Source organism: Pseudomonas sp. URIL14HWK12:I6 (genome assembly GCF_000514195.1).
In the GTDB taxonomy this organism is placed as follows: Bacteria; Pseudomonadota; Gammaproteobacteria; order Pseudomonadales; family Pseudomonadaceae; genus Aquipseudomonas; species Aquipseudomonas putida_A.
On sequence record NZ_AZVL01000017.1, the window covers coordinates 102465 to 123788 of the forward strand.

Here is a 21324-nt window from a genome sequence, read left to right on the forward strand (position 1 = left end):
CTGTTTAACAAGCTTGACCTCGAGAACAAACCGATCCGAATCAAAGGGCCTGAAGTACAGGCCCCGGATATTTAAATTCAGTGCGCCGCCACGCTCGACTTTCAAGACAACTTATTGCTCATCCTCATTCTCTTCATACTCCTCATCCAAAGCCTCATCCGCATCATTCAACGGCACCGTCGCATCATCCATCAGCGACCCCGGATCCTCGTTCCCCGGATCATTGATAAACGGCAGACCACTCGGGCCTTTTTCTTCCTTGCCTTCGGTTTCGGGCGTCATGGCAAACCTCTACGTCTGGTGGGTTGTATAACGTTCGAAAAGCCTTACAGCCAATCGTTCCAGTATCCGACCGCCAGAAACGAAAAACCCGGCGCCAGGCCGGGTTTGTTTTCGAATATTCAATCAGTGATGGCGGTTTTTATGTTTGTACTTGTTGTGCTTGTGACCACCACCGGAATGAGCTCTGCCACCGTCGTCACCCAGGTTGTTGCCCACCGCACCACCCGCTGCGCCGCCCAAACCAGCACCGATGGCCGAACCGGTGGAGCCGCCCAGGCTGTTGCCGACCACCGAGCCGCCGGCAGCGCCGAGGCCACCACCAATGGCAGCTTCGGTGCGATTGTGTTTATTCGCCCCAACCGCGCTGCCCGCCGCGCCACCGACGCCTGCGCCAACCGCGGCACCAGTGCTACCGCCGAGCTGGCCACCGACCACGTTACCGAGCACACCGCCCAAACCGCCACCTACGGCGGCGCTGCCATCTCCGGCGGCCATCGCACCTTGAGCGATGAATAATCCGAAAAACAGTGCAGACAATGACAAGCGCATTTGAACCTCACAGTTCCCGAATCGGGAGGGTATGCCCACAGGGGCCTATGTCACATTGGAGACATTTTTCGGGAAAACGTTCAGCCATGAAAAAGCCCGACATCGAGCCGGGCTATTTCTGACAAACGTTCGCTATCAGTGACGCTTGTGCCCCTTGGACAGGTTGGCGCCGACGGCACCACCGGCAGCGCCACCCAGACCGGCGCCAATGGTCGCGCCATTTCGGCCACCCAGGCTGTTGCCGATCACCGAACCACCGGCCGCGCCAACACCACCGCCGATAGCCGCTTTGGTGCGGCTGCCCTTGCCGGCTGCCATCGCACTGCCGGCCGCGCCTGCAACACCGGCACCAATCGCTGCGCCCGTGCTGCCGCCCATCTTCTGGCCGACCACGTTACCCAGCGCGCCACCCAGACCGCCGCCGAGTGCAGCAGTGCCTTCACCGGCGACCGCACCTTGAGCAACGAGAAGCCCCAGAACCAGAGCAGGCAATGTTAGACGCATGACGAAAACCTCAAAAATAGGGAGATCAAAAGGGGCCGAGATTGAAAGCTGCCGACGCGCTGAAGTCCAGACAAATCAGCTGCCGCCGCGCACTTGGCGCCGATTGGACAGCGATTTCGCCAAAGGTTTTATCGCAGGCAAAAAAAAGCCCGCTGGGGAGACGGGCTGGAGACTTGCTTTCTAACGGATGGCTTCACCCTACGACCGTGGACGTGAAAAGTTTGTGAAAAACACCAAACCGGGCCAAGAGTTTGTAGGAGATTTCCTTTTCATAAACAGCAGGCATAAAAAACCCCGTTCATAGACGGGGTCGTTCGGTCTCACTTTATTTTCTTGAGCGGGCCGAGACCTTTGGAAGGAATTTGGCTTTCGGCCCCTTGGGTGCCGTGGACTTGATCTTGCCGGTCTGCACCGGATCCTCGCCAAAGCCCGATTGGTACTCCGTCTGGCCGCAACGGACACAGTTGTTGAATGAAAATTCGGCTCCATCGTCTTCGATATACGGATCAGTCATAGCCTCTCCCCTTTGCGATAGATCGACACCGGCAAAGCCCTTTTGCCTGAAAAAATATCGACCTCCAAGGCTTTTGAGACTAGCCGGTCATTACCGGACTTGTGGTTCAGTTCGACCGATGCCCGACGAATGGCGTACATCTGCTCAACATCCGAACCAACCGTTGATCTCACAACGCTAAAGATTCCCGGCCACAGGCCGTTGCCCTTTTTCATACAAATGAATCTCAAGGAGAGAACATGAAAATCAACGGATTCCCGGAAATGCCGGTCGTAAAACTCACGGACGAACAAATCGCTGCCGGCAAAGCCGCCGGTGAGAAATTCAAGGAAAAGCTCGCTTCAGGCGACATCACCATCACCTACCCGGACAAACCGGTTCTGACTCCCGGCGTTATCTACCACCCGAGTCAGCCGGCCGATCCGACGCCCTCCACCGGCACCCCGCCGATGGTCGCAATCGATACGCCCCTGACCTATGACGCCCACGGGCTTGTCATCCTCAAGCCACAGGGCTGATCGAAAGCAGAAAAAGCAAAAAGCCCATTCATCATCTGAATGGGCTCGCTTGAACACCGCGACTGCATCAACGCAACTTGACCGCCGTACCCGTCGCGAACACCACAACCATGCCACCCTTGCCCGCCGGCATGCTGATCTCGAAATCCAGCCCGACCACCGCATCCGCCTGCAACGCCCGCGCCCGCTCCTTGATCTCGTCCGTCGCCTGAACCCGAGCTTCTTTCAACGCACGCTCCAGCGTCTGCGAGCGCCCACCGAAAAAATCGCGCATGCCGGCAAACATGTCACGGATCACGTTGACGCCCTGCACCGACTCCGCGCTGACAATGTCCAGGTACGCGGTGATCTGTCGGCCTTCGATGGCGTGGGTGGTGGAGATGATCATGGGAACAGTCCTTTTTTCTACGGATAAAGCGGCGATTGTAATGTGCTATGGGAAATCAGACCGAGCACTTGCGCAGCGGTTTAAAATCCAGACGTCAGAAACCACAAAACCCCTGATCTCTTTCGAAATCAGGGGTTTTGCGTATTGAATTTGGCGGTGAAGGAGAGATTCGAACTCTCGATACAGTTTCCTGTATACACACTTTCCAGGCGTGCTCCTTAAGCCACTCGGACACTTCACCGTATCTCTTCAAACATGTTCTGTCTGTCGAGGCGCGCTAATGTAGTCGAAAGCTTTTCTGATGGCAAACTTTTTTTCAGAATTTTCATGCGGTTAAGACAAAAAGGCGTTTCGCCCCACCCTGGGCGATGGCAAACCGGCCAATCTCTGGTGACGGCTGCCCTTCTATATAGAAGCAGAACGGTGTGCTACGCCGCGCGCGGCCGGAAACTGTGACCGGCGAGTCAGTCACAGTGCTTTACCTGGCCTACGGTGGTGGGTAACGTCTGCCCATCTTTCTTACAAGGAATAGCGTCATGAGTGAGTTGATTGCCTACCACCTCGAAGACGGTATCGCGACCCTGACCTTGAACAACGGCAAGGTCAATGCCATTTCCCCGGACGTGATTGCGGCGTTCAACGCGGCGCTGGATCAGGCGAAGACTGATCGTGCCATCGTGATCATTACCGGTCAGCCGGGGATTCTGTCGGGCGGCTATGACTTGAAGGTGATGACCGCCGGGCCTAAAGAAGCCGTGGCGCTGGTGACTGCGGGTTCGACACTCGCCCGTCGCCTGCTGTCCCACCCGTTTCCGGTGATCGTTGCCTGCCCAGGCCACGCCGTGGCCAAAGGTGCGTTCCTGCTGCTGTCCGCCGACTACCGCATCGGTGTCGACGGCCCGTTCAGCATCGGTCTGAACGAAGTGCAGATCGGCATGACCATGCACCATGCCGGTATCGAGCTGGCGCGTGATCGTCTGCGTCGTTCGGCGTTCCACCGTTCGGTGATCAACGGCGAGATGTTTGATCCGAAAGGCGCGGTGGATGCCGGTTTCCTCGACAAGGTGGTGGCTGCCGAAGAGCTGCAAGGCGCAGCCCTGGCCGCGGCGCGTCAGTTGAAGAAGATCAACATGAACGCGCACAAGAACACCAAGCTCAAAGTGCGCAAGGCGCTGCTCGAAGCCCTCGACAACGCGATCATCCAGGATCAGGAACATCTGGGCTAAGCCCACGCTTCCCGAGCCGAAGAAAAGCCCGACCGTCGTGTCGGGCTTTTTCTTGCGCGTTCGGTTGATCATCCGCCGACAGCTCTAGGACACGTCTGACGATCAACTTGGAAACATGCGCTTAAACATCGCCTATCTCCGGACTCTATAGCAGCAATTGCCGAAAACAGTGCACATCCGTACACTGCGCCACCTTTTGTCCCGGTGGGGCCTGAAAATGCTGTTTGTGTTTCGTATGTTATTGATGGGCCTGCACTTTATTCTGGCCGGCGTGTTGGGGGTGATCCTCGGGATGTGCCGGCCGTTCAATCCGGACAACAGCCGACTGTGCGCCCGCCTCTACGCGCTTCCGGCCATGTGCATTCTGCGCTTGCGGGTAAAAGCCGACGTCGGCCTGTTAATGAACAAGCCAGACAGTTGCGTGATCGTTGCCAACCATCAGTCCAACTACGACCTGTTCGTGTTCGGCAACGTGGTGCCACGCAGGACCGTATGCATCGGCAAGAAGAGCCTGAAATGGGTGCCTCTGTTCGGGCAACTGTTCTGGCTCGCGGGCAACGTGTTGATCGATCGCGGCAACGCGCACAAGGCGCGCAAGTCGATGCTCACCACCACCCACACCTTGCAGCACGAAGACACGTCGATCTGGGTATTCCCGGAAGGCACGCGCAACCTCGGTGAAGAACTGCTGCCGTTCAAGAAAGGCGCGTTCCAGATGGCGATCGCCGCCGGTGTGCCGATCGTGCCGGTGTGCGTCAGCAGCTACATCAAGCACATGCGCCTGAACCGCTGGCGCAGCGGGAAAATTCTCATACGCTCGCTGCCGGCGATTCCTACAGCCGGGCTGACCATGGATGACATGCCCATGCTCATGTCCCAGTGCCGCGAGCAGATGCGCGAATGCATCGCCGCGATGGATCAGCAGCTGCAGGCTGCGTGAAAAAAACCCGCCTTGTGCGGGTTTTCTTTTGCCGGGTGAACTGTACAGATTTCACTGACTCTCAAGCAGCGACACAGCTAAGCTGAAGCCTTGTATTCCCTGCCATCTGCCAAGAAGAAGTGAACCACTACCATGGGTCGAGTTGTTGCTGCTGCGGTTTACAGCGCCGGTAAGAAAGTCACCAATATCACGCTTGACGAAGGTGCCGCCTGGGCCGCAAAAACCGGACATTTTGTCTGGATCGGCCTGGAAGAGCCGGACGCTCAGGAGCTGGCCAATCTGCAGCGCCAGTTCAACCTGCACGAACTGGCCATTGAAGACGCCCTGGAAAAACACAGCCGGCCGAAGCTGGAAACCTTTGGTGACGCCTTGTTTATCGTCACCTACTCGCCGATCCGCGAACATGGGATCTTGCAGTTCATCGAAACACACATCTTCGCCGGCAAGGGCTACATCATCACCGCCCGCAACGGCCACTCGGCGTCCTACGCGCATGTCCGCCAACGTTGTGAGGCGCGGCCGCTGCTGCTGGAGCACGGCGAAGATTTCGTCCTGTATGCGCTGCTGGATTTCGTCATCGAAAACTACCAGCCGGTGGGCGAAGCGATTCATGCCGAGATCGATGAACTGGAGCGCAACGTGCTGTGCAGTGCGTTGAACGAGCATGACATTCAGAAACTCCACGGTCTGCGCCGCGACGTTTTGCGCCTGCGCCGCTATGCAGCGCCGATGGTGGAGATTGGCGAGGAGCTGCAGAAGCTGAGCTTCCCGTTCATCGACAAGAATATGCGCCCGTACTTCCGCGATGTGCAGATTCACGTCACGCGGCAGATGGAAGACCTGACCACGCTGGCGGATATCGCCAGCCAGACCATCGAGATCGGCGTGCTGCTCGAGGCGTCACGGCAGAGCGTGGTGCAACGCAAGTTTGCCGCGTGGGCGGCGATTCTGGCATTCCCGACGGCGGTAGCTGGGATTTACGGGATGAACTTCCAGAACATGCCGGAGCTGAGCTGGCACTACGGCTATTTCGCTGTGTTGGGGTTTATTACGGTGGGGTGTGTAAGTTTGTGGGCGAGTTTCAAGAGGTCGGGGTGGTTATAGGGAAGCAAAAGCAAAAGATCGCAGCCTGCGGCAGCTCCTACAGGGTGTACGCCATCCCAATGTAGGAGCTGCCGCAGGCTGCGATCTTTTGATCTGCTATTAAGCAGCTTCTGGCTTGTGCGCCACAAAGCGCATCATCCACTCTGCCACGGTGGTGCCATGGTGCTCCTGCTCCAGGCTGGCCACGCCTTTCGAGTAGATCTGCGAACCCAGCGCGTCCTGGCGCAGATCCAGCAGCGCCCTTGAATAGTCGTGAATGAATTCCGGGTGACCCTGGAAGCACAGCACCTGATCGTTAATGTGGTACGCGGCAAACGGGCAGAAATCGCTGGAGGCAATGACCGTGGCGTTTTCCGGCAGCGCCGTGACCTGATCCTGGTGACTGATCAGCAGCGTCAGCTCTTCACGCACCGGACTCATCCACGGCGCCTTGGCCGCGAGTTTGTAGTTGTGGGTGCCGACGCCCCAGCCCTGGCTGGCGCGCTCGCTCTTGCCACCGAGCAACAGCGCCAGCAATTGATGGCCGAAGCACACGCCGAGCAGCTTGTCGCCACGCTCGTAGCGGGTCAGCAGGTATTGCTTGAGGGTCTGGATCCACGGGTCGGTGCCGAACGAATCGGCCTTGCTGCCGGTGATCAGGTACGCATCGAAGGTCAGGTCGTCGCTGGGGTATTCGCCCTGCATCACGTTGTACACGGTGAACTCGGCGGCAATCGGTTGCTGCGAGAACAGGCGCTGAAACATCTGCCCGTAACCCTGATATTGATCGACCAGTTCCGGACGCAGGATGTCGGTTTCCAGAATGCAGATGCGTAGCGACATAAAAAATACCTGACACGTGATGGGAATAATGAACACCCCAGAGCCTGCCTTGAAACACCCTCGCAAGGCAAGCCCCGCAGCGTTCAGCCGATCACTTAAAACAGCTCGCCTTTCGCGGCTTTCTCCAGCAGCAGCGCCGGTGGCGCAAAGCGCTCGCCGTACTGCTCGGCCAGATACTGCGCGCGTGCGACGAAGTCCTGCATGCCGTACTGATTGATGAATTGCAAGGCGCCGCCGGTCCACGGCGCAAAGCCGATGCCGAAGATCGAGCCGACGTTGGCATCCGCCGTCGAAGTCAGCACGCCCTCCTCCACGCAGCGCACGGTTTCCAGGGCCTGCACGAACAGCAGACGATCACGCACATCCTTCGGCGAAATCTGCCCGTCGGCCTTCTCGAAGCGCGTCTTCAACTCCGGCCACAGATGTTTCTGACCACCCGCCGGGTAATCGTAGAAACCACCGCCAGCGGCTTTGCCCGGGCGCTTGTATTCGTTGAGCAGCAAGTCAATCACGGCGAAGGCCGGGTGTTCTATCAGCGGTTTCCCTTCCGCTTGCAGGTCTTTGGCCGTTTGCTGACGGATATGGCTCATCAGGCTGAGGGAAACTTCGTCGGAGATCGCCAGCGGCCCGACCGGCATCCCGGCCTTGCGCGCTTCAGTCTCGATCATCGGCGCGCTCACGCCCTCGCCGAGCATGGCGATGCCTTCATTGGTGAAGGTGCCGAACACCCGCGAGGTAAAGAAGCCGCGACTGTCGTTGACCACGATCGGGTTTTTCTTGATTTGCAGGACGAAGTCGAAACCGCGCGCCAGGGTTTCAGCACTGGTCTGCGCACCTTTGATGATTTCCACCAGCGGCATTTTGTCCACCGGGCTGAAGAAGTGCAGACCGATGAACTTGCTCTGATCGGGTACCGCGGTCGCCAGCCCGGTGATCGGCAACGTTGAAGTGTTGGAGGCAATCACCGCGTCAGCGCCGACAATTTTTTGCGCTGCCGACGAGACCTTGGCCTTGAGTTCGCGATCCTCGAACACCGCCTCGATGATCAGATCACAACCCGCCAGATCCGCATCATTTTCAGTGATGTGAATCCGCGCCAGCACCGCTTCGCGCTTTTCGACCGTCATCTGGCCACGGGAGACTTTCTTGTCCAGCAGCGCCGCCGAATGGGCCCTGCCCTTCTCGGCCGCCGCCAGGTTGATGTCCTTGAGCACTACGTCGATGCCGGCTGAGGCACTGACAAAGGCGATCCCGGCGCCCATCATGCCCGCACCGAGCACACCGACCTTGCGCGTGACATATGGCGCAAAACCCTGCGGCCGCGAACTGCCGGCGTTGATCTCGTTGAGCTGAAACCAGAAGGTGCCGATCAGGTTTTTCGAGATCTGCCCGGTGGTCAGTTCGGTGAAGTAACGGGTTTCGATCAGGTGCGCGGTGTCAAAATCGACCTGCGCGCCTTCCACCGCCGCACAAAGAATCTTCTCTGGCGCCGGCAGCGTGCCCTGAGTCTTGCTGCGCAGGATCGACGGCGCTATCGCCAGCATCTGCGCGACTTTCGGATTCGACGGTGTGCCGCCGGGGATCTGATGACCCTTCACGTCCCAACGCTGCACCGCGCTCGGGTTGGCGACAATCCAGGCGCGCGCCTTGGCCATCAACTCGTCGCGATCCGTCGCCAGCTCATCGATCAGACCGGCCTGCAAAGCCTGCTGTGGGCGCACCTTCTTGCCTTCGAGCAGATACGGCAAGGCCTTTTCGATGCCAAGCATGCGCACCATGCGCACCACCCCGCCGCCGCCCGGTAGCAGGCCCAGTGTCACCTCCGGCAGACCGAGTTGCACCGCCGCATCGTCCAGCGCCACCCGGTGATGACAGGCCAGACAGATTTCCCAGCCACCGCCGAGCGCGGCGCCGTTGATCGCCGCGACCACCGGTTTGCCGAGGGTTTCCAGGGTGCGCAACTGCCCCTTGAGGCTCAGCACCATGTCATAGAACGCTTTGGCCTCGGGTTTGCCGACCTTGATCAGCTCATTGAGGTCGCCGCCGGCAAAGAAGGTTTTCTTCGCCGAGGTGATGATCACCCCGGCGATGCTGTCTTTTTCCGCCACCAGCCGCGCAACGCAGGCGCCCATGGCATCGCGGTACACGGCGTTCATGGTGTTGGCGCTCTGGCCCGGCATGTCGATGGTCAACACGACGATGCCGTCCTGGCCTTTTTCGTAACGAATGGCTTCGCTCATAACAAGGTTTCCTTGAATTCGGGGCTCAGAGGCGTTCGATGATGGTGGCAATGCCCATGCCGCCGCCGACGCACAGCGTCGCCAGGCCGTAGCGCAGGCGCCGGGTTTCCAGTTCATCGAGCAAAGTGCCGAGGATCGCGCAACCGGTGGCGCCCAGCGGATGGCCCATGGCGATCGAGCCGCCGTTGACGTTGACCTTGTCCGGGTCCACCGCCATGTCCTTGATGAACTTGAGCACCACCGAGGCAAATGCCTCATTGACCTCGAACAGGTCGATGTCTTCCACGCGCAAACCCGCCTTGGCCAAGGCCTTGCGGGTGGCCGGTGCGGGGCCGGTGAGCATGATGGTCGGGTCAGTGCTGGTGACCGCCGTGGCGACGATCCGGGCCCGTGGTTGCAGGCCGAGCGCACGACCCTTGGCTTCGGAGCCGATCAACATCAGCGCCGCACCGTCAACGATCCCGGAGCTGTTGCCCGGCGTGTGCACGTGGTTGATCCGCTCGACGTGGCTGTAGACCCGCAGCGCGGTGGCATCAAACCCCATCTGGCCGATCATTTCGAAACTTGGCTTGAGTTTGCCGAGGCCTTCCATCGTCGACTCGGCGCGAATGAATTCGTCGTGATCGAGCAGGATGATGCCGTTCTGATCCTGCACCGGCACCAGCGACTTGTTGAACGAACCGTCAGCCCGCGCCCGTGCGGCTTTCTGTTGCGAGTGCAGCGCGTAGGCATCGACATCCTCACGACTGAAGCCTTCAAGGGTGGCGATCAGGTCCGCACCAACGCCCTGCGGAGTGAAGTGGCTGTGCAGATTGGTTTGCGGATCCAGTGCCCAGGCGCCGCCGTCGCTGCCCATCGGCACCCGCGACATCGACTCGACGCCACCGACCACCACCAGATCCTCGAAGCCCGAGCGCACCTTCATCGCACCGAGGTTGACCGCTTCCAGACCCGAGGCGCAGAAGCGGTTGATCTGCACACCGGCCACGCTAACGTCCCAATCCGCCACCTGCACCGCAGTCTTGGCAATGTCCGAGCCCTGATCACCAATCGGCGTGACGCAGCCGAGCACCACGTCATCGACCTGACTGGTGTCCAGCGCCGTGCGGCTTTGCAGCGCGGTCAACAACCCGGCCACCAGATTCACCGGTTTGACGCTGTGCAGCGCGCCATCGGCCTTGCCTTTGCCACGGGGCGTGCGTAACGCATCGAAAATCAAAGCTTGGGTCATGACGTCCTCGAACCTGTGCGGTGAGTGAATTTCGTAGTGTCACTGTTGTCCCGAGCGCCCATGGATTCAATGACCACAGCGCTCAATGACGTTGACGTGCACGCTCAGACGGACGGTCATCCAGCCTCAGGTGAACCGGTTCAGGTCAGCGAGTTGTCTAGCAAGCGGGCGGCGAAGAAGCTGGCAATAAGCCTCATGCCGTTTTTATCGCAAACGGCAGCAAATACATATGAAATGGATCTAAGCCAAGCGTGACGCGGGCTCTAAGGTAGTAAATGTACGTCAGGGTCGTCGGGTTTTGCCGGGGCCGACGTTCTTCAACAGGAAGTGCAGCGTTTGCCGTCATGGATATGCAGGCAGACATCAGGAAATAACAATAAAGGCGGTCAAGCCATGTTCAAACAACCGAAAGTTCGTCAAGCAGGACTCATTCTTTTCGCCACCACGCTGCTGTTGATTTTGCCCAATCTGACCAAGGTGATTGGCTGACTCAAGCGGCAGGCGTCCGCTATCGCCAGACAAAATGTGACTGGCCCGCTACCCGGGCCAGCGTGGCTGTGCGAACCTTTGCGCACTTCCACGACAGGGACGGCGATCATTTGAAAACGCTCATTGTGTTCTGGGCCTTGCTGCTGAGCATGCCCTTGTCTGCCGCGCAGCTCACGCTGGAGCTGGACGCGAACAGTCGCACCTGGCAGACCGAAGAGTTGCTCAAGCATCCGCAAGCACAAACTCTGACCATCAAGAACGATGTCTCCTACAAGAAGGACATGACTTATCGCGCCGTGCCCGTGGCGGCGCTGCTCACCGGGATCAAACCGGCCGATCACCTGCAAGCGGTGGCACTGGACGGGTTTGCCGCCGAACTGAACGCTGCACCGTTGCTCAACACAAAAGGCGCGCAGGCCTGGCTGGCGATCGAAGACCCGGCGCAGCCGTGGCCGCCGCTGTCCGAGGGCAAACACAGCGCCGGGCCGTTCTATCTGGTGTGGACTGACCCGCAGGCCGGCAACATCAGCCCGGAGCAATGGCCGTTCCAGGTGGCGAGCATCAAGCGCATGGCGCCGGTGGCCGAGCGCTTCCCTGCGCTGTTACCAGATCCCAAGCTGAAAGCGGATGACCCGGTGAATCAGGGTTTTGCGCTGTTTCAGAAGAACTGCCTGGCCTGCCACCGGTTGAACGGTGCGGGAGATGCGCAGTTCGGGCCGGACTTGAATATTCCGTACAACCCGACCGAGTATTTCGGCGCGGACTTCCTCAAGCGCTACATTCGCGATCCGCAGAGTTTGCGCCAGTGGCCGCAGGCGAAGATGCCGGGGTTTTCGGCGGATGTGTTGCCAGAGGGGGATTTGCAGTTGCTGATCGGTTATCTGCAGCACATGGCTGGGCGCAAGGTTAAGCCCTGATGCAACTCCCCATGTGGGAGCGAGCCTGCTCGCGAAAGCGGAGTTTCAGACACCGCATTGCTGACTGATAAACCGCTTTCGCGAGCAGGCTCGCTCCTACAGGGTTTTGTGTGAAGCAAATTACTGTTGTTGCACGGAGATGACTGGGGTCGGCGACACGAACACCTTCGCATGCATCTGCTCACAACCACCGCCCCGACGCATGCCGCGCACCGGGCAGGCATCCAGATAATCCAGGCCTACCGCCAGTTTCAGGTGCCGCTCCGGGCGGGCCAATTGGTTAGTCACGTCAAAGCTGTACCAGGCGTCATCCAGCCACGCTTCGGCCCAGGCATGACTGGCCAGATGCTCGGCGTCCTCGCTGTACAGATAACCCGACACATAACGCGACGGAATCCCCAGGCTGCGTGCACAGGCGAGAAACGCATGGGTGTGATCCTGACAAACCCCGGCGCGCCCGGCGAAAGCTTCAGCAGCGCTGGTGTCGACTTCAGTCGAACCCGGCGTGTAGCTGATGTGCTGGTTCAAACCATGCATCAGGTCGATCAGCGCAGTGCGATCGCGCCGCTGTTTGCAGGATTTGTCGGCAAACGCCCGTAGCGCTTCGTCAGCCTCGGTCAGGCGGGTGAAACGCAGGAACGGCAGCGCCGACTGGCTCTCATGCTCAGCCTCGCGCAATTCGTCGATATCGACCTGGCCACGGGCGCCGATAATGATCGCTTCGTGCGGTTCGTCCATGGTCAGCACGTGCAGGATATTGCCGAACGGATCGAGCTGGGCGCGCACCGGACGCGGCAGGTCGAGCTGCCAGCTCAACACGTGCTGACGCTCGCTGTCGTGCGGGGTCAGGCGCAGATACTGGATGCTCGCCCGCACCTGATCTTCATAGTGATAGGTGGTCTCGTGGCTAATGGAAAGTCTCATGCAGCCTCCAGGTATGAACTGTGAATCGCGTTGCCCAGCTGGCGCACCAGCGGGATGAATTCGGTGAGCCAGGCGTGCAGGCCTTCGGCGAGGATCTCGTTGATGCCGGTGTAGCGCAGGCGTGCGTCCATCTCAGCAGCGAGGCGCTGTGCCGGACGGCCATTGGCACCCGGTAACTGGGCGAGGATCTGGTCGATTTCCTCGGTGCAGGCGCGCAGCGAGCGCGGTACATCGGCGCGCAACAGCAGCAGCTCGGCGACATGCCGGGCGCCCGGTGCGTCGCGGTAGATCTCGGTGTAGGCCTCGAACGATGACAGCGCCCGCAGCAGCGCACTCCACTGGTAATAGGCGTGGGCGGTGCCATCGCTGACAGCTTCGGCCTGATCGCCAGCCATTTCATAGCGCGCATCGAGCAGGCGCAGCGTGTTGTCAGCACGCTCGATGAACGTCCCCAGACGAATGAAGCGGAACGCATCGTTGCGCATGATCGTGCCGTAGGACGCGCCACGGAACAGGTGCGAGCGCTCCTTGATCCACTCGCAGAAACGGCTCATGCCGTAACGGCTGAGGCCCTGTTCGGCAATGCCGCGAATCTCCAGCCAGGTGGCGTTGATGTTCTCCCACATGTCCGCGGTGATGCGCCCGCGCACCGCATGCGCACTGGCCCGCGCTGCGCCGAGGCAACTGTAGATGCTCGCCGGGTTGGCCGCGTCGAGGGCGAAGAAGTGCAGCAGGCGTTCGGCATGCAATTCGCCGTGACGCTCCAGGTAATCGTCGAGGGTGCCGGTGATCAACAGCGGCATCGCCAGTTCGTGCAAACCGTCGCCGCGACCGTCCTGCGGCATCAGCGACAGCGAATAGCTGATATCGAGCATCCGTGCGAGGTTTTCCGCCCGCTCCAGGTAACGCGACATCCAGTACAGATCCGAGGCAGTTCTACTTAACATGGCAAGCTTCCTTCAATCCTCGACCACCCAGGTGTCCTTGGTGCCGCCGCCCTGGGAGGAGTTCACCACCAGGGAGCCTTCACGCAGGGCGACACGGGTCAAACCGCCGGGCACGACCCGGGTTTCGCGGCCAGACAATACAAACGGACGCAGGTCGATATGACGTGGCGCAATGCCGTTTTCGACAAAGGTCGGACAGGTCGACAGCGACAGCGTCGGCTGCGCAATGTACGCGTGGGGCTTGGCCTTGATCCGCTCACGGAACGCATCGATCTGCGCCGTGGTTGACGCCGGCCCCACCAGCATTCCGTAACCGCCGGAGCCCTGGGTCTCCTTGACCACCAGATCCGGAAGATTGGCCAGCACGTGGGAAAGTTCCGAGGGGTTGCGGCACTGCCAGGTCGGCACGTTCTTCAGGATCGGTTCTTCATCGAGGTAGAAACGGATCATCTCGGTGACAAACGGGTACACCGATTTGTCATCCGCCACGCCGGTGCCAATAGCATTGGCCAGCACCACGTTGCCCGAGCGATAGGACGAGAGCAGCCCCGGCACACCGAGCATCGAGTCGGGGTTGAATGCCAGCGGATCGAGGAACGCGTCGTCGAGACGGCGGTAGATCACGTCCACCGCTTTCGGCCCGTCGGTGGTGCGCATGTACACCTTGTCGTCACGCACGAACAGGTCGGCGCCCTCCACCAGTTCAACGCCCATTTCCCGCGCCAGGAAAGCGTGTTCGAAGAACGCACTGTTGAAGCGCCCCGGCGTCAGCACCACCACGCTCGGGTCGTCAATCGGGCTGGAGCTCTTCAGGGTGTCGAGCAACAGATTCGGGTAGTGGTCGATGGGCGCGATGCGCTGGGCGGCGAACAGCTCCGGGAACAGACGCATCATCATTTTGCGATCTTCGAGCATGTAGCTGACGCCGCTCGGAGTACGCAGGTTGTCTTCGAGCACGTAGTAAGTGCCATCGCCGTCGCGCACGAGGTCGACGCCGGAGATGTGCGAATAGATGTCGCGGTGCAGATCCAGGCCCTGCATCGCCAACTGGTACTGCTCGTTGGCCAGCACCTGTTCGGCGGGGATGATCCCGGCCTTGATGATGCGCTGCTCGTGATAGAGGTCGGCGAGGAACATGTTCAACGCCTTGACCCGCTGGATGCAGCCACGCTCGACGATCCGCCACTCGCTGGCGGGAATGCTGCGCGGAATGGTGTCGAACGGAATCAGGCGCTCGGTACCCTGCTCGTCGCCATAGAGCGTGAACGTGATCCCGGCCCGGTGGAACAGCAGATCGGCCTCGCGTCGCCGTTGTGCCAGCAACTCGTCAGGCGTGTCGGCCAGCCAGCGGGCGAACTCCCGGTAATGCGGGCGGACCTGGCCGCCGGCATCGTACATTTCATCAAAATAGGTGCGGATCATGCCGTACTCCTTGTCACCCGGACCTACAGGCCTTCGCAAGGCCCGTGCCATCGGCATAAACGCTTTGATTTCAATCGGTTGGATAATCACGCCGCGAGCACCGCACCATTCCTGTGCGGCAATGGCCCCAACCGGATTGCTCCCGCTTCATTGCGACGCATTGCATCGCCTATCACCAGCATAGTCAGAGTTGATTTCACCGCTCGCACCGAGCTGCGGATAATCGGCGCATTCGCTGAAAACTTCCCCGGTGAAGGTTTCAGCTCCACTGACCCGGACTGCCCGCGCAGTCCCCGCAGGCCGTAACCCTGACCGGTTTCCTCTCCTTATCGGTCTTCCCTTTAGCCACCCTCTCCGGTGGCTTTTTTTTGCCCGGGATTCTTGTTTCAGGGTTTTGCCACGGGCTATTCGGCGGCCAGAAACGACAACGGCCAACCCGAAGGTCAGCCGTTGCTCAATACCTGAAACCAGAGATCAGTTCAGACGATGGCGGTTACGCACCTCCTGCTTGACGCCCCAGCCCTCGATGATGCCGCCCAGCGGCTCGACCACGGCAGAGAAGCCCTGCTCGAAATCGCCAATGTCGTCATAGGTCGCGTACATCACTTTGCTCAGTTCCAGCGACCAGGCGCCATCGTCGCGCGCACTGACCTGGGCATTGATGGATTCACCACGAAATTTGCCTGCCGCCCTGCGCGCCCGCTCCTCGTCCGGGAAAATGGCGTAGAACTCGATGGGATGGAACCGGGAAAAGTCGAAACCGCCTTCTTTCATGCGGCGCAGAACATTGCTGCTGATGTCTTCTTGATAGGCTGTGCTCATGAATCGTCCCCCTCGGATAGATGGATAGACTTTCCGTATTCCCGCCCCGGGCCTTACAGGCCAAAGTACTTCGGCAACGTGGTTGCACGCGGGAAACAAGCATGTAGCTGACAAGACCAGACCTTAGCGATTGTTTCGCTGATCTCGCTTGCAGAGTAGCCCCAAGATAGAGCTGCTGCCAAGGCCTGGTGCTTCAAGTGACAGGAAGAATTTCAGATTGGCGTGATACTGCGGATTTCGATGCTGTTCTGGGTTTTCAGGCTTTTCACGCCAGCATCGGTGGTGCGCCCTTCAAGATCGTTCATATCCAGTTCGGCGGCCACCGGCAGGAGCCGTTCCTTGATCAGGCGTGCAGCCTCGTCGTCGCTGGGGCATTCCGCGCGCTCGAACACCTCATCGACAATTTCACCATGATCGTCCACGAAAGTGACTTTCCACTTTTGCATCGGTGCCTCCTCGATCAAACCCGCAAATGGGCTTACTACTATCTCGACTTTTGGCGAGATTGATCGTTCAAAAGGATTGCAGCGGACGAACATGAAAAAAAATTAACCGATGGGGAAACAGGCTTGTGTGGCGAGGGGATTCATCCCCGATGGGCGCGAAGCGTCCCTGAATTCAGCGAACGCATAGTGTCAGTTCCAACGCGTCTGCCGATTTTACGACTGCTGCGCAGCCGATCGGGGATAAATCCCCTCACCACAGGGGATCTATCACCGATCCGGGAATAGTGCGTCAGTCGTTGCTTGGCTTGTTGATCGCCTGCAGCACGTACTGCGGCAGCGCGAATGCGCCGATGTGGATTTCCGGGTTGTAATAGCGGGTGACGATGCCGCTGCCGATGAAGCGCTGTTGCAGGGTTTCACGGCTCAGCTTGCGGTAGGCCGGGTTGGTCGAGCCCCAGGCAAAGGTCATCGAACCGCCGATGTAGGTCGGCACGGCCGCCTGATAGAAGTGCCAGTCCGGGAACAGGCTGCGCAGGCGACCGGCAGTGGTTTTGACTTCGTCGATCTGCATGAACGGCGTGCCGTTCTGGGTCACGAGGATCCCGCCTTCGTTCAGGCAACGATGGCACGCCTGATAGAAGTTCTCCGAGAACAGCACTTCGCCCGGGCCGATCGGGTCGGTGGAGTCGGAGATGATCACGTCGAATTTTTCGGTGGTGGTGGCGACGAAACGCATGCCGTCGTCGATCACCAGGTTCAGCCGTGGATCGTCGTAGGCGCCCTTGGAGTGGTTCGGCAGGAATTCCTTGCACATGTCGACCACGGTGCCGTCGATCTCGACCATGGTGATGTGCTCGACGCCGGCGTGCTTGGTCACTTCGCGCAGCATGCCGCCGTCACCGCCGCCGATGATCAGCACGCGTTTGGCAGTGCCGTGGGCGAGGATCGGCACGTGGGTGAGCATTTCGTGGTAGATGAATTCATCGGCTTCGGTGGTCTGGATCACGCCGTCCAGCGCCATCACCCGGCCCATGCGCGGGTTCTGGAAAATCACCAGGTGCTGGTGTTCGGTGCGCACTTCGTGCAGCAGTTTTTCCATGCGAAAACGCTGGCCGTAGCCTTCGTAGAGGGTTTCCAGGTACTCGCTGGTTTTGGTGACGGTCATGGTCAAGTGCTCCGATGAATGCGCGGGCGCCAATCGTGGGGGACGATTGCCCGGGAAAGGCGCGCATTCTACGTTGCCGAAGATGACAGGTCGAACCTTCCTCCGACAGGGCACACTCTGGAGCTACCACAAGACCAATGTGGGAGCGGGCTTGCTCGCGAAAGCGGAGTGTCATTCAACCTGTGTTTCGACTGAACAATCGCCTTCGCGAGCAAGCCCGCTCCCACAGGGGATCAGCGTGTTTTCGGGAAAGCGTCAGACCCGCACATTGCCCCGTGGCCCGGCGATCGCCCAGATGATCAGGCCCAGTACTGGCAGGAGGATGATCAGCAGAACCCAGAGGATTTTCATCCCGGTCTCGGCGCCGCTTTTCAGTACGTTGATGATCGCCCAGATATCGAGGGCAAGAATGATCAGACCAATCAGACCGTTGAACGTGGAACCCATGGTGTCGCTCCAGAATAGTGGCATGCACTTTTAGGATAGACGGTCGCGCGCAGGGTTCCCTTTTATTGCGTTCAGACGTGAACGGCGACTTTCAGCGCTTCCAGCGAAGGCGCAGCAGCGATGCCGACTTCGGCGCACAGCTCCAGCACCCGTGGCACGTCGTTGCCGTAGACCAGCACCACTTGCAGCTCGTCGTCGAGCAACTGGCTGAAGTTCATCAGCGTGTAACCGCCGTTTTCCTTGTTCAGGCTGCTCATCTGCACCTGGATGCGATTGAGCGCAGTCAGCGCTTCGGTCTTGGCCAGTTGTTTGGGCTTGAGGTTGAAATCGACGCCCGGGCCGAACGAGGCGACGATCTGCGCGAACAGGTCAGCGTAGGTATCAGCCTGGAACAGCACGGTTTCCGGCAGGCTGCCGACCACCACCCACTCGCCCAGCGGGATCGGGAAGGTGTCGTCGTAGTTGATGTCTGGGTTGGCTGCCAGAAAGGCGTCGGCATCGGCGTAGGCCTGCGCCGCTTCGTCGGCCACGTTCAGGATCTCGTCCTCGCCCATGCAGCCAGAGCTGATTTTGCTGATGAGTTCGACGAGTGCGGCTTTCATGAGGGCGGATCCTGTGGAAGGTTGAATTTGAGGGCGCGGAGGATAGCGCACAAAGCAAAAGATCGCAGCCTGCGGCAGCTCCTACAAGTTCCGCGCCCATTTGGCGAACGAATGTGAGACCTGTAGGAGCTGCCGCAGGCTGCGATCTTTTGACCTGATCAGGCCAGCAGTTTTTCCAGCTGCGCCGTGGTATCGACCGCGCCCATGGTGCGGGCCGCGTCCAGCGCGGTGACGCCATTGGCATCCTTGGCTTGCGGGTCGGCGCCCTTGCTGATCAGGTAATCAACGATTTCAACACGGTTGAACATCGCCGCCATCATCAGCGCGGTACGGCCGTCGAAGGACGAACCTTCGATCTCGGCGCCCGCTTCCACCAGCGCCTTGACCACCGCCAGATCGCCCTTGAACGCGGCGCCGGCAATCGGGCTCTGGCCGTTGCCGTTGCGCATTTCCGGGTCGGCCTTGTGCTTGAGCAGCACCTGCACGGCGTCGACGTGGCCATAGTAACTGGCGAGCATCAGCAGGGTGTCGCCCTTGCTGTTTTTCAGGTTCACCGGCAAACCGGCGCTGATCAGCCGATCGAGCATCAGCGCATCACCTTCGCGCGCCTTGTTGAAAACCTGCTCGGTGAATTCGGCAGCTTCTTCAGGGGTCATCTGGCGGCTCTGGTCAGACATAGGGCAACTCCACTTTCGGTTATTCGCAAAGCCGACAGTTTCCCGAGCGCGACGATAGCTGTCACCCCCTTTTTCTCAAGTCAGGCCATAGCCAATCTCAATAGCGGTATTTGCCTTGATGAATATCGGCCAGAATTTCGTCCGTCACCTGCACGTAAGTCTGGGTGCCGGGCAGCCACGCGTAGATCGGGTCATCGCCCGTCTGGCCGGGGTCGAAGCCCTCGTTTTTCAGTCGGGTCTTTTGGTATTTGAAAGTCCCGGTGGTTTCCATTTTCACCTTCACCCGCAGGAACAGCGGCACCGCGTAGGCCGGCATGCGCTGGCGGGCGAACGCCAGCAATTCGGCGAAATCCAGGGTCGCCAGTGACTCGGCGGGCGTGATTGCCGCCATCCCGGCGCGACCGTTGGTGTTGCGCACTTCGACGCCGTAGGCGACTGCCTCGGAGATATGCGGATGCTGCAGCAACAGGTTTTCCACTTCAGTGGTCGAGACGTTTTCGCCCTTCCAGCGATAGGTGTCGCCGAGTCGATCGACGAACTGCGCGTGGCCGAAGCCAATATTGCGCAGCAGGTCGCCGGTGTTGAAGAAGCGGTCGCCCTTGCTGAACACATCGTGCAACACCACCTTGGCGGTTTTCTGTGGGTCGGTGTAACCGTCCAGCGGTGCTTTTTCGTCGATCCGCGCCAGCAGCAAGCCCTGCTCGCCTTTACCGACCTTGCGCATGAAGCCGTCGGCGCTGCGCAACGGCTGACCGCTGTCGTGGTCGTACGCCACCAGCTCCCAGGCCATCAGCGAGAAACCGATGGTGTTGTCGAAGTTGAGGATATTGCTGAAGCCGATATTACCGTCGCTCGCCGCGTACAGCTCGCAGATGTGCTCGACGGCAAACCGGGTCTTGAACTCGGCCCAGGCGCCGGGACGCAAGCCGTTGCCGATCATCTTGCGCACCGCGTGACGGCTGTCATCGGCGCTGGGCGGTTGATCGACCAGATAACGGCACAATTCGCCGACATAGCCGAGGGTGGTCGCGTTGTAGCGACGCACGTCCGGCCAGAACTGACTGGCGCTGAACTTGCGACGGATCGCGAACCCGGAAGCGCCGTTGATCGCCGAGCCCCAGCACACACAAAGGCCGGTGGCGTGGTACAGCGGCAAGGTGCAATAGACGACATCGTCGGGGGTCATGTTCAGGGCGATCATGCCGAAGCTGGCCGAGCTGCGCATCCAGCGGCCGTGCTTGAACACCCCGGCCTTGGGCAGGCCGGTGGTGCCGGAGGTGTAGATGTAGAAGCACGGATCGTCGAAGAACACTTCGCCGCTGCTGGGCGGGTTTTCAGTGCAGGCGTCAGCACTGGCACTGATCAGATTGACGTAGCCCTCGGGCGCAATGCCTGGGTGGCTATAGGTGTCACGGTCGGCGATAAACCAGGTGCGCTGCGCCGGGATCGACACCTGCTCGCGGATCGCGGCAAACGCCGGCTGCAATTCCTCACCGAGGACAATCGCCACCGGCGCCACCAGATTTACGCTGTGAATCAGTGTGTCGCGGGTTTGCGAAGTATTGAGCAGCGCACTGACCGCGCCGAGTTTGGCCAGCGCCAGAATGGTCACCAGCAGCTCGGGACGATTTTCGATGAACACCGCGACCACGTCGCCCTTGCCGATGCCCTGCGCGCTCAGATAGTGGGCGATGCGGTTGGCCCACTGGTTGACCTGCGCATAGGTCAGCAAGACGTTGTCCTGCAAGATCGCCTGCCCCTCTGGATTGCGCAGCGTTGCTTGCTCGAAGGTCCAGCCGAGGCCACACGTTTGGGTCGGATCCGTGACGTTGGCGACTTTCATGCCCTTGACCACCCGCGGGATGGCTTTGGCGATCGTCGGCAGTTTGCGGAGCATCATGCTCCAGGTAATCGTGTCGCTCGACGCGTGACGCATGGCAGCTCCCCGGTCGGCCTGGTCGGCCGGTTTTTTATTGTTCGGGCTGTGGCATGACCTGCGTGGTGGGCAAGGTCGAGATCGAAAATACGTCAGCGCTTCGCGGCCTGTACACGCGGTTTTTGCAATGTTTTGTATCCGCCCTTTCACGTCTGGCGGCAGTGATTGCGCCTTTGCCGTTTGGTTCCGTTCAACTCATGAGAATCCCGCAA

General features: G+C 59.9%; 25 protein-coding genes and 1 tRNA gene. 6 read left to right on the top strand and 20 right to left on the bottom strand.

The window, feature by feature from the left end:
* Positions 1–111: 111 nt before the first annotated feature.
* From H043_RS30470 to H043_RS0119830, 5 genes are all read right to left on the bottom strand, one after another.
* Positions 112–282, bottom strand: a complete 171-nt coding sequence (locus tag H043_RS30470; RefSeq protein ID WP_177325646.1) for a hypothetical protein — start codon at positions 280–282, stop codon at positions 112–114.
* Between the two features lie 123 nt (positions 283–405).
* Complete coding sequence (locus H043_RS0119815; protein WP_027613308.1) at positions 406–831, bottom strand: YMGG-like glycine zipper-containing protein; 426 nt, start codon at positions 829–831, stop codon at positions 406–408.
* Between the two features lie 135 nt (positions 832–966).
* On the bottom strand, positions 967–1335 hold the full coding sequence (locus H043_RS0119820) for a glycine zipper domain-containing protein (protein ID WP_007960728.1): 369 nt from the start codon (positions 1333–1335) through the stop codon (positions 967–969).
* 325 nt (positions 1336–1660) lie between these two features.
* Positions 1661–1849 carry a hypothetical protein gene (locus H043_RS0119825; protein WP_007960727.1) on the bottom strand — a complete coding sequence of 63 codons (189 nt, stop codon included), beginning with the start codon at positions 1847–1849 and terminating at the stop codon, positions 1661–1663.
* On the bottom strand, positions 1846–2064 hold the full coding sequence (locus H043_RS0119830) for a hypothetical protein (RefSeq protein WP_027613309.1): 219 nt from the start codon (positions 2062–2064) through the stop codon (positions 1846–1848). Before H043_RS0119830 ends, H043_RS0119825 begins: the two co-directional genes overlap by 4 nt.
* 24 nt (positions 2065–2088) lie before the next feature.
* Between H043_RS0119830 and H043_RS0119835 the strand changes: the two genes are divergently transcribed.
* On the top strand, positions 2089–2367 hold the full coding sequence (locus H043_RS0119835; protein ID WP_027613310.1) for a hypothetical protein: 279 nt from the start codon (positions 2089–2091) through the stop codon (positions 2365–2367).
* A gap of 67 nt (positions 2368–2434) precedes the next feature.
* Here the strand turns inward: H043_RS0119835 and H043_RS0119840 are convergent, their stop codons facing one another.
* Positions 2435–2755, bottom strand: coding sequence for a YbjQ family protein (locus H043_RS0119840; protein ID WP_027613311.1), 321 nt, complete (start codon positions 2753–2755; stop codon positions 2435–2437).
* 151 nt (positions 2756–2906) lie between these two features.
* A tRNA-Ser gene (locus H043_RS0119845) sits at positions 2907–2996 on the bottom strand.
* Positions 2997–3291: 295 nt separating this feature from the next.
* Here H043_RS0119845 and H043_RS0119850 point away from each other — a divergent pair.
* The 3 genes from H043_RS0119850 (at position 3292) to H043_RS0119860 (ending at position 6025) form a co-directional block, all read left to right on the top strand.
* Positions 3292–3981, top strand: coding sequence for a crotonase/enoyl-CoA hydratase family protein (locus tag H043_RS0119850; RefSeq protein ID WP_027613312.1), 690 nt, complete (start codon positions 3292–3294; stop codon positions 3979–3981).
* A gap of 217 nt (positions 3982–4198) precedes the next feature.
* Positions 4199–4921 (top strand): 1-acylglycerol-3-phosphate O-acyltransferase, encoded by a 723-nt coding sequence (locus H043_RS0119855; protein ID WP_027613313.1) that lies wholly within the window; start codon positions 4199–4201, stop codon positions 4919–4921.
* A gap of 132 nt (positions 4922–5053) precedes the next feature.
* Positions 5054–6025 (top strand): magnesium and cobalt transport protein CorA, encoded by a 972-nt coding sequence (locus tag H043_RS0119860; RefSeq protein WP_027613314.1) that lies wholly within the window; start codon positions 5054–5056, stop codon positions 6023–6025.
* A gap of 99 nt (positions 6026–6124) precedes the next feature.
* Here the strand turns inward: H043_RS0119860 and H043_RS0119865 are convergent, their stop codons facing one another.
* From H043_RS0119865 to H043_RS0119875, 3 genes are all read right to left on the bottom strand, one after another.
* Positions 6125–6847: an amidotransferase gene (locus H043_RS0119865; protein ID WP_027613315.1), complete on the bottom strand. Its 723-nt coding sequence runs from the start codon at positions 6845–6847 to the stop codon at positions 6125–6127.
* 95 nt (positions 6848–6942) lie between these two features.
* Complete coding sequence (locus H043_RS0119870) at positions 6943–9087, bottom strand: 3-hydroxyacyl-CoA dehydrogenase NAD-binding domain-containing protein (RefSeq protein ID WP_027613316.1); 2145 nt, start codon at positions 9085–9087, stop codon at positions 6943–6945.
* Positions 9088–9112: 25 nt separating this feature from the next.
* Entirely contained in the window at positions 9113–10318 is a 1206-nt protein-coding gene (locus H043_RS0119875; protein ID WP_027613317.1) for an acetyl-CoA C-acetyltransferase, read from the bottom strand.
* Between the two features lie 60 nt (positions 10319–10378).
* Between H043_RS0119875 and H043_RS0119880 the strand changes: the two genes are divergently transcribed.
* Positions 10379–10573 carry a hypothetical protein gene (locus H043_RS0119880; RefSeq protein WP_027613318.1) on the top strand — a complete coding sequence of 65 codons (195 nt, stop codon included), beginning with the start codon at positions 10379–10381 and terminating at the stop codon, positions 10571–10573.
* A gap of 383 nt (positions 10574–10956) precedes the next feature.
* Positions 10957–11724, top strand: coding sequence for a cytochrome c (locus H043_RS0119890; protein ID WP_049827917.1), 768 nt, complete (start codon positions 10957–10959; stop codon positions 11722–11724).
* Between the two features lie 120 nt (positions 11725–11844).
* Here H043_RS0119890 and H043_RS0119895 read toward each other — a convergent pair whose 3' ends face one another.
* The 10 genes from H043_RS0119895 to H043_RS0119940 all read right to left on the bottom strand — a co-directional run bounded on the left by H043_RS0119895 (position 11845) and on the right by H043_RS0119940 (position 21112).
* Positions 11845–12648, bottom strand: a complete 804-nt coding sequence (locus H043_RS0119895; RefSeq protein ID WP_027613320.1) for a transglutaminase family protein — start codon at positions 12646–12648, stop codon at positions 11845–11847.
* Entirely contained in the window at positions 12645–13595 is a 951-nt protein-coding gene (locus H043_RS0119900; protein ID WP_027613321.1) for an alpha-E domain-containing protein, read from the bottom strand. The genes H043_RS0119895 and H043_RS0119900 overlap by 4 nt, the downstream gene beginning before the upstream one ends.
* A 12-nt stretch (positions 13596–13607) precedes the next feature.
* Positions 13608–15017, bottom strand: a complete 1410-nt coding sequence (locus H043_RS0119905) for a circularly permuted type 2 ATP-grasp protein (RefSeq protein ID WP_027613322.1) — start codon at positions 15015–15017, stop codon at positions 13608–13610.
* Positions 15018–15491: 474 nt separating this feature from the next.
* Positions 15492–15839, bottom strand: a complete 348-nt coding sequence (locus tag H043_RS0119910) for a ribonuclease E inhibitor RraB (RefSeq protein ID WP_007960698.1) — start codon at positions 15837–15839, stop codon at positions 15492–15494.
* A 212-nt stretch (positions 15840–16051) separates the two neighbouring features.
* Entirely contained in the window at positions 16052–16285 is a 234-nt protein-coding gene (locus H043_RS0119915) for a hypothetical protein (RefSeq protein WP_027613323.1), read from the bottom strand.
* Positions 16286–16574: 289 nt separating this feature from the next.
* Positions 16575–17450: a polyamine aminopropyltransferase gene (speE, locus tag H043_RS0119920; protein ID WP_003223223.1), complete on the bottom strand. Its 876-nt coding sequence runs from the start codon at positions 17448–17450 to the stop codon at positions 16575–16577.
* 255 nt (positions 17451–17705) lie between these two features.
* The gene (locus H043_RS0119925; RefSeq protein ID WP_007960694.1) at positions 17706–17897 is read right to left on the bottom strand and encodes a PLDc N-terminal domain-containing protein; all 192 of its coding nucleotides are present in this window, start codon (positions 17895–17897) and stop codon (positions 17706–17708) included.
* Between the two features lie 71 nt (positions 17898–17968).
* Positions 17969–18499: a hypothetical protein gene (locus H043_RS0119930; protein WP_027613324.1), complete on the bottom strand. Its 531-nt coding sequence runs from the start codon at positions 18497–18499 to the stop codon at positions 17969–17971.
* A gap of 158 nt (positions 18500–18657) precedes the next feature.
* A complete protein-coding gene (locus H043_RS0119935) occupies positions 18658–19176 on the bottom strand; it encodes an ankyrin repeat domain-containing protein (protein ID WP_027613325.1) in 519 nt (172 codons plus the stop codon).
* Between the two features lie 97 nt (positions 19177–19273).
* Positions 19274–21112 carry a long-chain-acyl-CoA synthetase gene (locus H043_RS0119940; RefSeq protein WP_027613326.1) on the bottom strand — a complete coding sequence of 613 codons (1839 nt, stop codon included), beginning with the start codon at positions 21110–21112 and terminating at the stop codon, positions 19274–19276.
* Positions 21113–21324: the final 212 nt, after the last annotated feature.

Coding starts and splice junctions, on each gene's coding strand:
- H043_RS0119855 (WP_027613313.1), top strand. CDS start 4,199: ATGCTGTTTGTGTTTCGTATGTTATTGATGGGCCTGCACTTTATTCTG.
- H043_RS0119905 (WP_027613322.1), bottom strand. CDS start 15,017: ATGATCCGCACCTATTTTGATGAAATGTACGATGCCGGCGGCCAGGTC.
- H043_RS0119930 (WP_027613324.1), bottom strand. CDS start 18,499: ATGAAAGCCGCACTCGTCGAACTCATCAGCAAAATCAGCTCTGGCTGC.
- H043_RS0119915 (WP_027613323.1), bottom strand. CDS start 16,285: ATGCAAAAGTGGAAAGTCACTTTCGTGGACGATCATGGTGAAATTGTC.
- H043_RS0119835 (WP_027613310.1), top strand. CDS start 2,089: ATGAAAATCAACGGATTCCCGGAAATGCCGGTCGTAAAACTCACGGAC.
- H043_RS0119830 (WP_027613309.1), bottom strand. CDS start 2,064: ATGAAAAAGGGCAACGGCCTGTGGCCGGGAATCTTTAGCGTTGTGAGA.
- H043_RS0119895 (WP_027613320.1), bottom strand. CDS start 12,648: ATGAGACTTTCCATTAGCCACGAGACCACCTATCACTATGAAGATCAG.
- H043_RS0119925 (WP_007960694.1), bottom strand. CDS start 17,897: ATGGGTTCCACGTTCAACGGTCTGATTGGTCTGATCATTCTTGCCCTC.
- H043_RS0119850 (WP_027613312.1), top strand. CDS start 3,292: ATGAGTGAGTTGATTGCCTACCACCTCGAAGACGGTATCGCGACCCTG.
- H043_RS0119820 (WP_007960728.1), bottom strand. CDS start 1,335: ATGCGTCTAACATTGCCTGCTCTGGTTCTGGGGCTTCTCGTTGCTCAA.
- H043_RS0119840 (WP_027613311.1), bottom strand. CDS start 2,755: ATGATCATCTCCACCACCCACGCCATCGAAGGCCGACAGATCACCGCG.
- H043_RS0119935 (WP_027613325.1), bottom strand. CDS start 19,176: ATGTCTGACCAGAGCCGCCAGATGACCCCTGAAGAAGCTGCCGAATTC.
- H043_RS30470 (WP_177325646.1), bottom strand. CDS start 282: ATGACGCCCGAAACCGAAGGCAAGGAAGAAAAAGGCCCGAGTGGTCTG.
- H043_RS0119900 (WP_027613321.1), bottom strand. CDS start 13,595: ATGTTAAGTAGAACTGCCTCGGATCTGTACTGGATGTCGCGTTACCTG.
- H043_RS0119860 (WP_027613314.1), top strand. CDS start 5,054: ATGGGTCGAGTTGTTGCTGCTGCGGTTTACAGCGCCGGTAAGAAAGTC.
- H043_RS0119870 (WP_027613316.1), bottom strand. CDS start 9,087: ATGAGCGAAGCCATTCGTTACGAAAAAGGCCAGGACGGCATCGTCGTG.
- H043_RS0119875 (WP_027613317.1), bottom strand. CDS start 10,318: ATGACCCAAGCTTTGATTTTCGATGCGTTACGCACGCCCCGTGGCAAA.
- H043_RS0119940 (WP_027613326.1), bottom strand. CDS start 21,112: ATGCGTCACGCGTCGAGCGACACGATTACCTGGAGCATGATGCTCCGC.
- H043_RS0119880 (WP_027613318.1), top strand. CDS start 10,379: ATGGATTCAATGACCACAGCGCTCAATGACGTTGACGTGCACGCTCAG.
- H043_RS0119825 (WP_007960727.1), bottom strand. CDS start 1,849: ATGACTGATCCGTATATCGAAGACGATGGAGCCGAATTTTCATTCAAC.
- H043_RS0119910 (WP_007960698.1), bottom strand. CDS start 15,839: ATGAGCACAGCCTATCAAGAAGACATCAGCAGCAATGTTCTGCGCCGC.
- H043_RS0119865 (WP_027613315.1), bottom strand. CDS start 6,847: ATGTCGCTACGCATCTGCATTCTGGAAACCGACATCCTGCGTCCGGAA.
- H043_RS0119815 (WP_027613308.1), bottom strand. CDS start 831: ATGCGCTTGTCATTGTCTGCACTGTTTTTCGGATTATTCATCGCTCAA.
- H043_RS0119890 (WP_049827917.1), top strand. CDS start 10,957: ATGCCCTTGTCTGCCGCGCAGCTCACGCTGGAGCTGGACGCGAACAGT.
- speE (WP_003223223.1), bottom strand. CDS start 17,450: ATGACCGTCACCAAAACCAGCGAGTACCTGGAAACCCTCTACGAAGGC.